Origin of the sequence: Paenibacillus camelliae, from assembly GCF_023715345.1 — a bacterium.
Lineage (GTDB): Bacteria > Bacillota > Bacilli > Paenibacillales > Paenibacillaceae > Pristimantibacillus > Pristimantibacillus camelliae.
The window spans coordinates 223,423-236,987 of the sequence record NZ_JAMBNY010000002.1 but is presented as its reverse complement, the minus strand read 5'-3'; the positions used below and the strand labels follow the sequence as shown (position 1 = coordinate 236,987).

Annotated in this window: 14 protein-coding genes; 12 read left to right on the top strand and 2 right to left on the bottom strand. The window is 40.6% G+C overall.

Going from position 1 to position 13,565, the window contains the following annotated elements:
• Nucleotide 1: 1 nt before the first annotated feature.
• The 4 genes from resB to M3180_RS07165 are packed head-to-tail and all read left to right on the top strand — an operon-like array spanning nt 2 to nt 5,154.
• Entirely contained in the window at nt 2-1,678 is a 1,677-nt protein-coding gene (gene resB, locus M3180_RS07180) for a cytochrome c biogenesis protein ResB (RefSeq protein ID WP_251666626.1), read from the top strand.
• Nucleotides 1,675-2,937 carry a cytochrome c biogenesis protein CcsA gene (ccsA, locus tag M3180_RS07175; RefSeq protein ID WP_251666625.1) on the top strand — a complete coding sequence of 421 codons (1,263 nt, stop codon included), beginning with the start codon at nt 1,675-1,677 and terminating at the stop codon, nt 2,935-2,937. Before resB ends, ccsA begins: the two co-directional genes overlap by 4 nt.
• A 36-nt stretch (nt 2,938-2,973) precedes the next feature.
• Nucleotides 2,974-3,690: a response regulator transcription factor gene (locus M3180_RS07170; protein WP_251666624.1), complete on the top strand. Its 717-nt coding sequence runs from the start codon at nt 2,974-2,976 to the stop codon at nt 3,688-3,690.
• Nucleotides 3,691-5,154, top strand: a complete 1,464-nt coding sequence (locus M3180_RS07165; protein WP_251666623.1) for a HAMP domain-containing sensor histidine kinase — start codon at nt 3,691-3,693, stop codon at nt 5,152-5,154. It abuts the gene before it with no gap.
• A 148-nt stretch (nt 5,155-5,302) separates the two neighbouring features.
• Here M3180_RS07165 and serA read toward each other — a convergent pair whose 3' ends face one another.
• Nucleotides 5,303-6,892 (bottom strand): phosphoglycerate dehydrogenase, encoded by a 1,590-nt coding sequence (gene serA, locus M3180_RS07160; RefSeq protein WP_251666622.1) that lies wholly within the window; start codon nt 6,890-6,892, stop codon nt 5,303-5,305.
• Between the two features lie 215 nt (nt 6,893-7,107).
• Entirely contained in the window at nt 7,108-8,022 is a 915-nt protein-coding gene (locus M3180_RS07155; RefSeq protein ID WP_251666621.1) for a hypothetical protein, read from the bottom strand.
• 60 nt (nt 8,023-8,082) lie between these two features.
• Here M3180_RS07155 and M3180_RS07150 point away from each other — a divergent pair, with 60 nt between their 5' ends.
• The 8 genes from M3180_RS07150 (at nt 8,083) to M3180_RS22890 (ending at nt 13,521) form a co-directional block, all read left to right on the top strand.
• Nucleotides 8,083-8,685, top strand: a complete 603-nt coding sequence (locus M3180_RS07150) for a CPBP family intramembrane glutamic endopeptidase (protein WP_251666620.1) — start codon at nt 8,083-8,085, stop codon at nt 8,683-8,685.
• A 3-nt stretch (nt 8,686-8,688) separates the two neighbouring features.
• Nucleotides 8,689-8,934 (top strand): hypothetical protein, encoded by a 246-nt coding sequence (locus M3180_RS07145; protein WP_251666619.1) that lies wholly within the window; start codon nt 8,689-8,691, stop codon nt 8,932-8,934.
• 93 nt (nt 8,935-9,027) lie between these two features.
• Complete coding sequence (locus M3180_RS07140; protein ID WP_251666618.1) at nt 9,028-9,366, top strand: hypothetical protein; 339 nt, start codon at nt 9,028-9,030, stop codon at nt 9,364-9,366.
• Between the two features lie 353 nt (nt 9,367-9,719).
• The gene (locus tag M3180_RS07135) at nt 9,720-10,334 is read left to right on the top strand and encodes a genetic competence negative regulator (RefSeq protein ID WP_251666617.1); all 615 of its coding nucleotides are present in this window, start codon (nt 9,720-9,722) and stop codon (nt 10,332-10,334) included.
• A 140-nt stretch (nt 10,335-10,474) separates the two neighbouring features.
• Nucleotides 10,475-11,170 (top strand): glutamic-type intramembrane protease PrsW, encoded by a 696-nt coding sequence (gene prsW, locus M3180_RS07130; protein WP_251666616.1) that lies wholly within the window; start codon nt 10,475-10,477, stop codon nt 11,168-11,170.
• A 51-nt stretch (nt 11,171-11,221) separates the two neighbouring features.
• A complete protein-coding gene (locus tag M3180_RS07125; RefSeq protein ID WP_251666615.1) occupies nt 11,222-11,371 on the top strand; it encodes a hypothetical protein in 150 nt (49 codons plus the stop codon).
• Nucleotides 11,372-11,442: 71 nt separating this feature from the next.
• A complete protein-coding gene (gene ypeB, locus M3180_RS07120) occupies nt 11,443-12,795 on the top strand; it encodes a germination protein YpeB (RefSeq protein ID WP_251666614.1) in 1,353 nt (450 codons plus the stop codon).
• Nucleotides 12,796-12,858: 63 nt separating this feature from the next.
• Nucleotides 12,859-13,521, top strand: coding sequence for a flagellar brake protein (locus M3180_RS22890; RefSeq protein WP_251666613.1), 663 nt, complete (start codon nt 12,859-12,861; stop codon nt 13,519-13,521).
• Nucleotides 13,522-13,565: the final 44 nt, after the last annotated feature.

Genomic DNA, 13,565 nt, shown 5'->3' with positions numbered 1-13,565 from the left:
TGTGCTATTACCTGTGAACTCAAAATGTGAATGCGGCCATCAAAATGCAGTCGGGACTGTATTATGCGAAGCATGTGGTAAGCCACTTGAAGAGCAGCTAATGAAGTCAAATGAACCGCTCGAAATGCGTTATGATGGCGTTGCTCGGCGTTCACAGAAGGCGAATCCAGATTTTCTAGATAAGATCTGGAACTTCTTCTCTTCCGTTAAGATTGCCATTTATCTCATTATTATTACATTCTTAGGCGCAATGCTCGGAACGATTTTCCCGCAGGCCTCTACATTTATTTCTGCCACTTTCAATCCAAAAGTTTATTACAGTGAGCAGTATGGACTGGCAGGGGAAATTTATTATTTCCTTGGCTTGCACAACACCTACTCAAGCTGGTGGTTTATTACACTTTTAGTGATGATCGGAACCTCACTTGTCATCTGCAGTATTGACCGTGTGTTGCCATTGTATCGTGCATTGAACAAGCAGCAAATTAGAAAGCACCACGCCTTCTTAAAACGTCAAAAAGCGACCTATAGCGGTCAAGTGACAGACGAGCCGGTTCAATGGACAAAGCAGTATGGAGAGGCTCTGAAGAAAAAGGGCTACAAGGTACATATCGATGAGTCTGGCACTGCACTACTAGCAGAAAAGAACCGTTTTAGCCGCTGGGGTCCCTATATTAACCATATTGGGCTTATATTATTTCTTTTAGCGGTTCTAGCTCGTAGCATTCCTGACTGGAATGTAGATACATATGTAAGTATTACGGATGGAGATACCGTTCCGATCGTTGGAACGAACTACTATGTAAAAAGCGATGGCTTCTCTATGGAATTGTACGATAACGATGAGCTGCCCATCGAGCTTAAAGACTCCGGTCGAGTGAAGACGTTCAAAACGGATGTTGTTCTATACGAGTGTGCAGCTAATTGTGGAGACGATTTTCTGCAGCCAGAGCTTAAAGAGGTTAAAGAGCATACGATTCTTGTTAACGATCCGCTTCGCTATAAAGAGCTAAAGCTTCATCAGTTTGATTTTAATCTAACACCTAGAATTAATGCAGTTTCTCCAATGATCATTAATAAAGAAACAGGAGAGAGCTACGGGCCATTTCATTTAACAATGGTTGATCCTGAGCTTTATTACGAGGTTGGACCGTACTCTATGGAGTTAATCGACAAATATATGGACTTTTCAATTAATAGTGAAGGTGAGCCGATTACACTTTCAAGCAGTCCGAACGCTCCAGCCTTTATTTTTAATATAAAGGGTCCTAATTTAGCTGAAGACGGAGAAATGTTTATGTATTTTCCGTTAGAGAAGGATAAAGTACGCTTCTCACAGGATACGATTAATCGTGAGCTGGCCAATAAGCTAGAGATTAAGGTTGATGGCATGGAAAACGTTGATTTCTCTGCAGCTACAACGTATTTGAATGTTCGTATTGATAAGGCAGTGAAGTTTCTTTGGATCGGAGCATTCTTTAGTATGCTTGGCTTGATTATGGGAACGTATTGGCAGCATAGAAGAATATGGCTGCGCATCGATGACAATCAGCTGACGCTAGGAGCTCACACGAATAAAAACTGGTTTGGCTTGCGGGCGGATGCAGCATACGCATTGAAGCGTTGCGGCATTGAGCTTGATCCCAAAAGTCTTGATAATGGAGGACACAAAGGATGAATTGGTTAGATTTTAGTAGTTCAAGCTTTATTGCTGCATTCTTTTTATATGTGTTTGCTTTTATTTTTTATATGGTTGCCGTAGCAGGTAAGAAATGGGGGAAAAGAGATGCTAAGCAGCATGAGGCGCGCTGGAGTAAAATAGCATTTATAACGTCTTCTCTTGGCTTACTTGCGCATCTTTCGTTTTTCTTTACAAGATGGATTGGCAGTGGCCAGATCCCAACGAGCAATATGTATGAATTTATAACGCTACTAGGCATGACCATCATGATTGCCTATACCATTATTCATTTCATATATAAAAAGCCGCTGCTTGGGATGTTCGCATTACCACTAACGATTATTATCATTGCGTATGCGTCTGTATTTCCCCAAGAGGTCCAGCCGTTAATACCAGCACTACAATCGAACTGGCTGAAAATCCACGTAACAATGGCAGCATTAGGTGAGGCATTCTTTGCAGTTGGTTTCGCAGCAGGGCTCATGTACCTTTTACGCGTTATTGACTATAACGATCATACGAAAAAAGGGAAACGAGCACAGCGCTGGCTTGAGTTCACGCTTATTTCCATTTTCATTGTAATCGGCTTTATCGTAGCGGCATTTGGCTTTAAGGGTGCTGGCTACGTTGCACAATTTCAGCAAGAAACAGTAGATGTATCACAAGTAGGCGAGCTTACTACATCATATGATGTTGTTGAGTATACGATGCCCCCTATTTTCAAACCATATAATAGTGAAGCACTGCAAGTGACTGAGTTTTTAGGAATGACCGATGGCTTGTTCGAGACACCATCATGGTTCAACGGAGTGAACTCTGGACGTAAGCTGAATACGGTCGTTTGGTCGATTATTGTAGGACTAATTCTTTATGGTATAATTCGTTTAATCATTCGCAAACCGTTAGGTGCTGCCATACATCCTAAGCTCGAGGGCATCGATCCAGATGATTTGGATGAAATAAGTTATCGTGCGATCGTTATAGGCTTTCCAATCTTCACGCTCGGAGCATTAATCTTTGCGATGATATGGGCAGAGATTGCATGGGGACGTTTCTGGGGCTGGGATCCGAAAGAGGTATGGGCACTAATTACATGGTTGTACTACAGTGCGTACTTGCATTTTAGATTGTCACGCGGCTGGCATGGTAGACCGTCTGCATGGCTAGCTGTTATTGGATTTGTTATCGTTCTATTTACGTTAGTCGGAGTAAATCTACTTATTGCCGGTATGCATTCATATGCAGGGGTAGATTAATGTTAAGCTGAATAATTGAAAGGGGTGCTTGTTGCTATGGCTGATTACTTTAATCGTATTCTAGTTGTTGATGATGAGGAGCGTATACGTCGCTTATTGAAGATGTATCTTGAGAAGGAAGGCTATGAAATTGATGAAGCCGAGGACGGCGAAAGCGCATTGCAATTAGCAATGAATCGAGACTATGCGCTAATTTTACTTGATGTTATGCTTCCAGGAATCGATGGCATCGAGGTATGCACAAGACTTCGTCAGGTTAAGGCTACTCCTGTCGTTATGTTAACGGCGAAAGGAGAAGAGATGAATCGTGTGCAGGGCTTTGAAGTAGGTGCTGACGATTATGTTGTAAAGCCATTTTCTCCTCGTGAGGTTATCTATCGTGTTAAAGCGATTTTGCGACGTTCATCTGCTACAGCCTTTTTAACAAAGGAAATGAATACATCTAACAGTATTGTGTTCCCACACCTTATTATTGAGCATGATGCTCATCGTGTAACAGCAGGTGGACAAGAGGTTAGCTTAACACCTAAGGAGTACGAGCTGCTTCATTATTTAGCGATATCGCCAGATAAGGTGTTCTCTCGTGAAGAGCTGCTAAAGGATGTATGGAACTATGAGTTTTTTGGAGATTTAAGAACAGTAGATACGCATGTAAAACGTCTACGTGAAAAGCTGAATAAAGTGTCTAGTGAGGCTGCTAGCATGATTACAACGGTTTGGGGCGTTGGCTACAAGCTTGAGGTGCCTAAGTAAATGGGGTGGCTGCGTAAAATATTCAATCTACTGTGGCATAGTGTAATCGGTAAGCTATGGGTGACGATTATTGTGCTTGTAGCCGTCGTATTATTGATACTAGGTGCATTTTTGCTGCAGTATATTGATGTTTCATTTGCTGAGGATGCACATGACATTAAGCTGCTGTTCATCATTACGGCGATTATAGGTTTTTTATTATCAACCTTTTTCGCATTTTTCTTATCAGCAAAGCTACAGCAGCCTCTGCTGCAGCTTAAGGATGCAGCAGTTTCAATATCAAAGGGTAATTATTCTACACGTGTCAATATTTCATCGTCTGATGAAATTGGTCAGTTAGCTGATACGTTTAACGAGATGACTGAAAAGCTTGAAAAGCTGATCCATGACCTTAATCATGAGAGTAATCATTTGTCTAACGTAATTCGGAGTATTCGAGATGCGGTTATTACGTTCGATGCTAATGGAGAGGTTATACTTACCAATCCGCAGGGTCATATCCTGCTGAACCAATGGCAGGCGATTGAAGATGAATGGGTGTTAAGTGAAGGCTTGAATTATCCTAAGGTTCCAGCGCCTATTCGAGAAAACTATATCAAAGTTCTCAATCACGGCAAGGACAGCACAGATAAAGTTCATGTACAAAGCTATATGTGGTCTGTAGTATTAACACCATTGCTATCTAACGGTATTATGCGAGGAGTCGTAGCTGTTATTCGTGACGTGACAGAAGAACACAAAATAGATAAAATTCGTCGTGATTTCGTTGCAAATATTTCTCATGAAATTCGTACACCTTTGCAAATGCTGCAAGGCTATAGTGAGGCACTCATAGATGATATCGTCGTATCCCCTGAGGAAAGACAAGAGCTTGTGCAGGTTATCCATGATGAATCCGTTCGAATGGGAAGACTGGTGAATGATTTTCTTGATGTGGCACGCATGGAAGCTGGTCATATCAATATGAAATATCAAATTGTTGATGTCAGTCATATACTGCTGCGTGTTTTTCGAAAGTTTTTCGTATATGCGAAGGAAAGAGGGATAGAGCTTGAATATATTCCATCAGAAGAGTCGCTTGTGCTGCAGCATGCAGATGAGGATCGTTTAGAGCAGGTATTTACTAACCTAATCGATAATGCTTTAAGGCATACGGACACCGGAAAGCGTGTAATGATTCTTCCTAGTGTCGTATCATTAAACTATGACTCATTCGTCCAGCTTAAATTCAAAGACGAAGGCCAAGGAATTCCTGCCGAAGATTTGCCATACATTTTTGAACGATTCTATAAAGCAGATAAAGCAAGAAAGCGCGGCTCCAGATCAGGTACTGGCTTAGGTCTTGCTATCGTTAAAAATATTATTGATCAGCATGAAGGAAAGATCGCGGTAGAAAGCACGGTTGGGCAAGGAACGACATTTACGATTCTGTTGCCTATATCCATTCATGAAAAGATACAATAAAGTAAATGATTCGATATAAATCCTCAACGAGAAACGTCCATACACGTCGATACAGGACGGAAGAAGAGGAAAGTTATTGTTTGTCGTGGAACAACATAAAAACGCGCCAAGGACGCTTACAGCGTCTCTGGCGCGTTTTCTTTATGAACTACAGAATAACTTCTTTAGCACTGATAAGCTCAGGCATATCTAATAGCTGTTTTAGTACTTCCTTAGGTGTGCCTTTATCTACACGAAGCATCATAATAGCAGATCCGCCTTTATCTTGACGACCAACCTGCATCGTTGCGATGTTTACATCATTGTTGCCAAGTAGTGTACCTACGCGACCGATGATACCAGGCTTGTCGTTATGTGAGATAAGGATGAAATGTCCTTCTGGCGTAAGGTCAATGTTGTAGCTGTCGATTTGTACGATACGAGCTCCGTAACCAGCAAGTAATGTACCTGAAGCAGAGCGGTTACCTTTGTTCGTACGAAGTGAAACAGTAACCAGGTTAGTAAAGTTATGTGCTGCACGTGATTTATTCGTCACAATATTCAATGAGCGTTGCTTAGCAATATGCATAGAGTTGACGACGTTGACCGCGTCTTTTCCAAGATGATGAGCTAGTACGCCGCGAACGATATAACGAGTTAGTGGCTGTGTATCAACCTCAGATAATTCACCAGAGTAGCTTACTGTAATCTCTTCAATTGCACCCTCAGTGCTTTGAGCGATGAAATGACCAAGCTTTTCTCCAAGCTCAAAGTATGGTTCAAGCACTTTGCGAACCTCTGCTGGAATTGGAGGCATGTTTACAGCATTCATAAACGGCTCATCACGTAAAATGTGAAGCACCTGCTCGGAAACATCAATCGCAACGTTTTCTTGTGCTTCTACAGTGGAAGCGCCAAGATGCGGCGTTACGATAATATTCGGATGATTCAGGAATGGATGATCTGCAGCAGGGGGCTCTACCTCGAATACGTCAAATGCAGCACCTGCAACAATTCCTTGATCGATTGCTTCAACGAGTGCGCCCTCATCAATAATTCCACCGCGAGCGCAGTTCACAATACGCATGCCAGGCTTCATTACCTCGAATTGTGCTTTACCAATCATATGCTTTGTCTCAGGAGTAAGCGGGGTATGAACAGTCATGAAATCAGCGTTACGCACGATGTCATCAACAGATGCAAGTGTAATCCCTTGCTGCTGAGCACGTTCTTCAGTTAGGAAAGGATCGTAACCAAGCACTTTCATACCAAATGCCTTTGCACGCTTGGCAACTTCACTACCGATACGGCCCATACCAAGTACGCCTAGTGTTTTATTGCGAAGCTCAACGCCCAGGAAGGATTTGCGATCCCAAACGCCTTCAGTAGTTTTCTTATATGCTTGCGGAATGTGACGAGCTAACGCCATCATCATTGCAAACGTATGTTCACATGTCGTAATTGTATTGCCGTCTGGAGCGTTAATAACGATTACGCCAAGCTTTGTTGCAGCTTCAAGGTTAATGTTGTCAACGCCTACACCTGCACGACCAACAACCTTTAGTTTCTTTCCAGCCTCTAAAATTTTCTCCGTAACTGTCGTCTGGCTACGAACAAGCAAAGCATCATACTCACCAATAATGGCTACTAATTCATCTTCGGAGAGACCTGGTTTTTTGTCTACTACAATGTCTGCAGCATCGACTAGCTGTTGAATTCCTTGGTCACTGATCGGATCGGAAACTAAAACTTTAAACATTACGATAACTACCTCCTGAATGTGTGCGACTGCTCGCAAATAATGTAAACTAAAAAACTCTCGCCGCATCGATGAAGGATGTGGGCGAGAGTTTCATCAACGAACATAACGGTCAATTCCTATTCTATAGCAAGTACTCTATTTAAATCAATCTCTAGCATAAACAAAAAGACGAAATTTCACTAACATTCAACAATTTTTATTTAATTTCTTATTTAGTCCACATTTGGATAGAAAAATGGAATTTGTGGCAAAAATTCATCTGTGTACAGTGAGTTACGATGCAGATTATAGTCACCTGCACGAACAGCAGCAGTATTCATTAGAAGAGAAATAATGCCCTCAACTGTAGTAAGATTCATAGACTCAGCTTGTCCAGATGTAATAAATTGATCGATGCTACTTACTAAGTCATGTGGCAAATATTCCACAAACTGCTTGGAATCAAGTAAATAGTTGGCAATGATTTCATTCTTAATTAACAGTGGTTTACTGCTCCAATCCGTTAGTTTTTGGCTAACATTCCGGTCATATTCACTTGGAATGTTCGGATCTATTGATATTCCCCATTGTACCATAGCTTCATAAAACTGTCCTTGTCCAGTTAATGCCTGCGATATGGCAGCTTGGTATACATCATTATTTTTAAGGGAGTTTGTAATACCTTCATACGTGGTTGCTGCATTTTTTCGTTGAAGAACGACAGCTACTTTTTCAAATTGATCTAAGCTACGAATATAGCTTTGCTGTGCTTGACCGAGCAAACCGGCGTGCTGTAAGTTAAAGCTAGCAGCTTCTTCAGCTTTTTTACTTGCTTGCCCTTCGATTTCCTTGTAAAGTGAAGCTACATTGCTCACTTCATTATTTGAGATTTTTTTCAGCGCATCATTCCATGATAGCTGGAATTCACGATAAGGTGCGTATACTGTTAAGTAGAATGACACAAGATCTTGCTGCTGATACACATAATCATTTGCTGTGGACTCAGGACTTATTAAGTGTGCATATTTTGCCTCCACTTTTTTAGTTCCAATATTTAGCCCATAGAAAAATGCGGCTACTGAGACGACAAGCATCACTAAAAATAATGTACTAAAAATCATTGCATTGCGATTGAAGGTTCTGTCCATGTTATTGCTCCTTTATGATATGTTCATTTGTAGAATTAACGCAGAATAGGAAGTGTTTTGGTGAAAAGAAATAAATTCAAATTCAGAAAAATTCAATTCCGGCAGGTGTCTATCGATGAGCTAGATGATCGTACGCTGCTTATTAATTTATATCTCACCCAAGCACTTACTCTTATTATCGGCTTAATATGGGTATTTTTTCAACACCAAAATTTACTTTCACTTTTGTCGATACCTGACGAAATTGTTGATGTTCTATTTTGGGGGGGAGGATTAGCGCTAGCTGCGGTAGCGGCAGACTTTTTTCTGTCAAGATTCGTACCTGATGAATTTGCAGATGACGGTGGAATCAATGAAAAAATATTCGCTAACCGTCCAGTGTGGCACATTGCAGTCATCTGTCTAATTGTTGGTTTTTGTGAGGAGCTTCTATTCCGTGGAGCAATTCAGCATGCCATCGGTCCTTATTGGACAAGTATTATTTTTGCAGTTATACATGTTCGATATTTAAAACATTGGATCCCAACAGGGCTAGTGTTTTGTATTAGCTATGCCTTAGGATGGATCTATATCAAAACTGGCACGATCTGGGCACCGATGTTTGCACATTTCTTATTTGATTTTATAATGGGACTAATGATCAAATATAGGAGGGAATCATAATTTATGAGTAGAAAGCAAAAGTTCAGTCGAGCAAACAGAGCTAAACACCATGAGACTGGCCGTGCTATTCATAACTTCGAGGATGCGGAAGAAAATTCCCTTCCACCTCGCTCCAAAAAATACCCTTCGAGCAAAGGTAAACTGACAAGAATTTATTATAATGTTGTATTTGTGCTGTTTGTAGCGCTTGTGCTTTTCCTTCTGTGGTACGGCAGCAGCTACTATCCAACAACAACTGAAACACAGTAGCTGTTTGGTTGTTTTACCTAAACCTAACTTGTATGACTCCACTGTATTCAGGTCAAGCTACATGTGAAGTCATATTAAAGAGAGGTGTTCAAGATGAGAATGACCAGCTTTTTTCTAGGGAGTATGTTAGGTATGGTTGGAGCTGTCATGCTTATGCAGCGTAAATCAGGAATGGCACAGGCCGTACAAACTGCAATGTCTGATATGAAGGGCAATGTCATGTCTAAGGCAATGTCAAAGTTTACGAAAAGTGAAGCAACGAATCAAGCAGGTCAAGGTCAAGCACAGAAGCAAAGCTCCGGCAGCACATCTAATGTTCCTGCAAACCATCAAATGAATGTGTCGATGATTGAAGGAATTATTAACAGCGATCCTGAGCTGCAAGCGACAGTCGAAGATATTAAAAGTGATTCCTCATCCATTAAGCACTAATTCTTTAAAGATAACTTCAGCTGAGCTGGCTTCTTAGTAAGCCAGCTCCCTTTATCATATGAAGGTAAAAGATTTTGAAAATTGCTAAAGTTTATTTAGGTACTCATTAAGGCGTATATTTACGCATAAAAATAATAATTATCAGCAAAAAAACTTAGTACTACATAATTTATGAAACGATTTCGCTACAACTTCGTATGGACTACTTAATGAATGACTTAATTTTTGCTAAAGTAGTGCAATAAAGAGAAAGACATGTTAAAGTAAACATAAGGCTATTGTATGTAGAATTGGTCACAATCTAATTTGAAATACATAAGCTATAGTCAGATGCTGCAAAGGAGGATCCTGTCATGAAGATCGAAAGATTGGGTCAGGACAAGATTAGGATTTTCCTGACTTACGACGATTTGTTGGAGCGGGGTATCCAAAAGGAAGACATGTTACGTGAGCCTCCAAAGCTTCATGATCTTTTTATGGAACTTATGGAGCAGGCTTATAATGAGCTCGGCTTTGAAGCAAGTGGCAGACCTCTAGCTGTGGAAGTATACGCAATGCCTGCACAGGGGATGTTTGTAGTTGTTACACGTGGTAAACGTGGAGGCGACACTGTAGACGGATTTGGTGAGGACGACGAGCTAGAAGATGATATTTATGATCTGGATGTAACGATGGAGCATAGCGATATCATCATGTATTCGTTCAATGATTTTGAACATGTCATCTCGGTATGTAAAAGTTTAAAGGCATCGCAGCTCACCGAGGGCGGAACCTTATATTCTTATAACAATAAATGGATCTTGTCCATTGAACCATCAGATATAGAATCATCAACGTTTAACTCGGTGCTTGCAGTATTAGCCGAATATGGTGATGCAACATCCGTTACCTATGCCATGCTAGAGGAATACGGAAAGATCATTATGGCTGATGATGCAGTTACGCAAATTTGTGCTCACTTTCAGTAAATATACGTACACAGGAGAAAAAGAACATTGACGGCAAAAAGTCAATGTTCTTTTTTGTTTAAATCTTCGTTATAATATAACCATTAGATTATATTTAAATGTTGCACGATACGTTGTGCGCAGGGAAAGCAGGAAAACGTATGGTCATTTTTTCCATAATTACAGCTGCATTGGCGCCAGGCTTATCCTTGCTGACCTTTCTATACCTTAAGGATAAATACGAGGCAGAGCCAATCCATATGGTACTAAAAGTTTTCTTAGTCGGCATTTTGCTTGTCATTCCTATAATGGTATTACAGCGTGGAGTAGAGATATGGCTTGGTGACAGCAGCTTTGTTATGGCTTTTATTCAATCCTCCAGTGTTGAGGAGTTTATTAAGTGGTTTGTGTTATTCCATCTCATCTATAATCATGTTGAGTTTGATGAGCCGTATGATGGTATTTTATACGCAGGAGCGATTTCTTTAGGGTTTGCTACTACAGAGAATTTGTTGTATTCCATATTTATGCCAGCAGACTTAAGTGCGATGCTCATGCGGGCAATGCTACCTGTATCTGGTCATATGCTGTTTGGTATTGTTATGGGATATTATTTAGGAAGGGCCAAATTCTCTAATTCAAAAAGGAATAACCTTCATTTAATACTATCGTTATTGCTGCCGATCATCCTTCATGGACTTTATGATTGGATTATTGTATGGAGAGAGAACGATTGGCTTATCGCCATTATACCTTTCATGGCTTTGCTATGGCTATTTGGTCTATCTAAAATGAAATCTGCTCATGTAAAATCTCCTTTTCGATATGTTCGTCCGAAAGATGAGGTTAATTTATAGTATTCCGGTCCATACTAATGCAATAAGATTTGTATTAGGAGGGTTGGCATAATGCGAGTGAAAGTTGTCATTCGCTGCAGGATATGCGGGGAAAAATATATTTTGCGTGGCCGAAGAGATAAGGGAATCTATGAAACAGGTTTCAAAATGTGTATTTGCGATAATGTGGATGATCTAGAAATCGAGGAACATCCTATGTAATGTTTGATGTATAAAGCTTCCTTTAACGATCCAAACTAAGCTTAGATTGGAACTTGAAGGGAGCTTTTTGTATGTACAGACGTCTAAGTATGATAATGTTTCCGATAATGACTGTGCTTTTTATCGGTGCGATGTATTGGGGTTATCAGGAACACCAAGAGAAAAACAATGTGCTGCTTAAGGCGGAGAATAGTTACCAACGTGCTTTCGGTGACTTAACATATTATGTTCATAAGCTTAACGATGAACTTGGAAATACGCTTGCCGTGAATTCCGCATCTAAAGATTTTCAACGTAAGGGGCTTGTTAATGTCTGGCGAATAACAAGTGAGGCTCAGCATGCGATTAGTCAGCTTCCACTAAGCTACCTTCCATTTGCTGATACTGAAAACTTCTTGTCACGCGTTTCCAACTTTGCTTATAAAACATCGGTGCGCGACTTAGGTAAACAACCGCTTAGCGGTGAGGAATTTAAAACATTAAAATCACTTTATAACAGCTCACATCAAATCTCATCTCAACTTAGTGAGCTTCAAAATAATATTATGAGCAGCAGCCTGCGTTGGATGGATGTTGAGGTTGCATTATCAGCTAACGAAAGCGGAACATCTAACCCTGTCGTAAGCAGCTTGCGTCACGTAAACGATCAGTCGACTCAGTATGGTGAAGTAGAGTGGGGACCTGCAGTTAACAGTATGTATACGGATAAGCGTGTTAAACTGCTTAGCGGTAAGCCTATTACTGCAGAGGAAGCGGTGAAAATCGCTGCTAAGTTTATGGATACAGATGTTTCAAACATAGAAATTAAAGAGAATGGTAAGGATAGTGATTTCCCTACGTATATGGCTTCAGTAAAGGATGATGCTGATGGAGACAAGAAGGTGAGTATTGCAGCAAAGGGCGGTAAGCTTGTTATGTATGCACATTATCGAGATGTCTCTGAAGCGACGCTAACGCTGGAACAGGCTGAGGAAAAAGCAGAAAGCTTCATTGAGAAGCATGGCTATGATGATATGGAGGCGGTAAGCTATGATGAATATTATAATACCGGTACCTTCACCTATGTATATGAAATGGAAGACGATACGCTCGTATATCCAGATAAAATAACAGTAAAGGTAGCGTTAGATGATGGCGAAGTCATCGGTTTTCACGCTGCTGATTATGCAGCGCATCACCGTGATCGCCAAATGAATAAACCAAGCATATCTCTAAATCAAGCCATAACTGCTTTGAATCCTGATTTTTCGATCAAAGACCAACGATTAGCGATAATAGACGGAGAATTGGGAGAAGAGGTATTATGCTACGAATTTACTGGCAATATTAATGATCAGCTTTATCGTATCTATATCAATGCTGAAACAGGTATTGAAGAGAAAATAGAAAAAATGAGTCGCAGTGATCAGGCGGTATCTAGCTAAAAGTTAATATAGCTCCTCTAGTACGTAAGTGGTATAATATCCCTTACGGAGGGAGGAGTTTTTGTGATCGTGCCAAAGGTTAGTCAGGTTATTATATTTCAGCTTAAAGAAGAATTAACAAAAGAACCTGTAGAATATAAAACTAGGGTAGCAGATGAGAATGAGCAGGTGCTTGTGATTGAACTACCTATTAATACGAAAAACGGACGCATGAAGCGCCTTCAAGCCGGGGATGTGCTAAGTGCCTCATTTATAACCAATACAGGAGTAAAGCATTTTTTCGAAACCTATGTAACGAAGGTTAGAGAGGCCGCAGAAGGTGAGCTGATTTTCTATGAGATCGCGAGACCTTCAGAAGATGCGATGACCTCGGTCCAACGCCGTAATTTTTTCCGGATTGATATTGAGGTGGATATAGCAGTAAAAAATAAACAAGGTCAGCGCTTCGTATTCAAAACCGATGATATCGGTGGCGGTGGTGTTTCCTTTATGATTAATCGTAATCAATCATTCGAACCTGGTGAGAAGCTTAGCTGTTGGTTGCTTCTGCCACACCGTAACGGAACGATTGAGCACAGCTGTTTTGAAGCAGAGGTGCTGCGAGAAAAGGAACTAGAAACTGGTCGCAAAATTATTATGGTTAAATTTGATGAAATTGCCGAGCAAGAACGTCAGCGCGTCATTCGATTTTTATTCGAGAAGCAAATTCAGTTCCGTGATCGTTAATATGTGAATATTTGGAGTATAGGCGGTAAGGATAATGATATCAT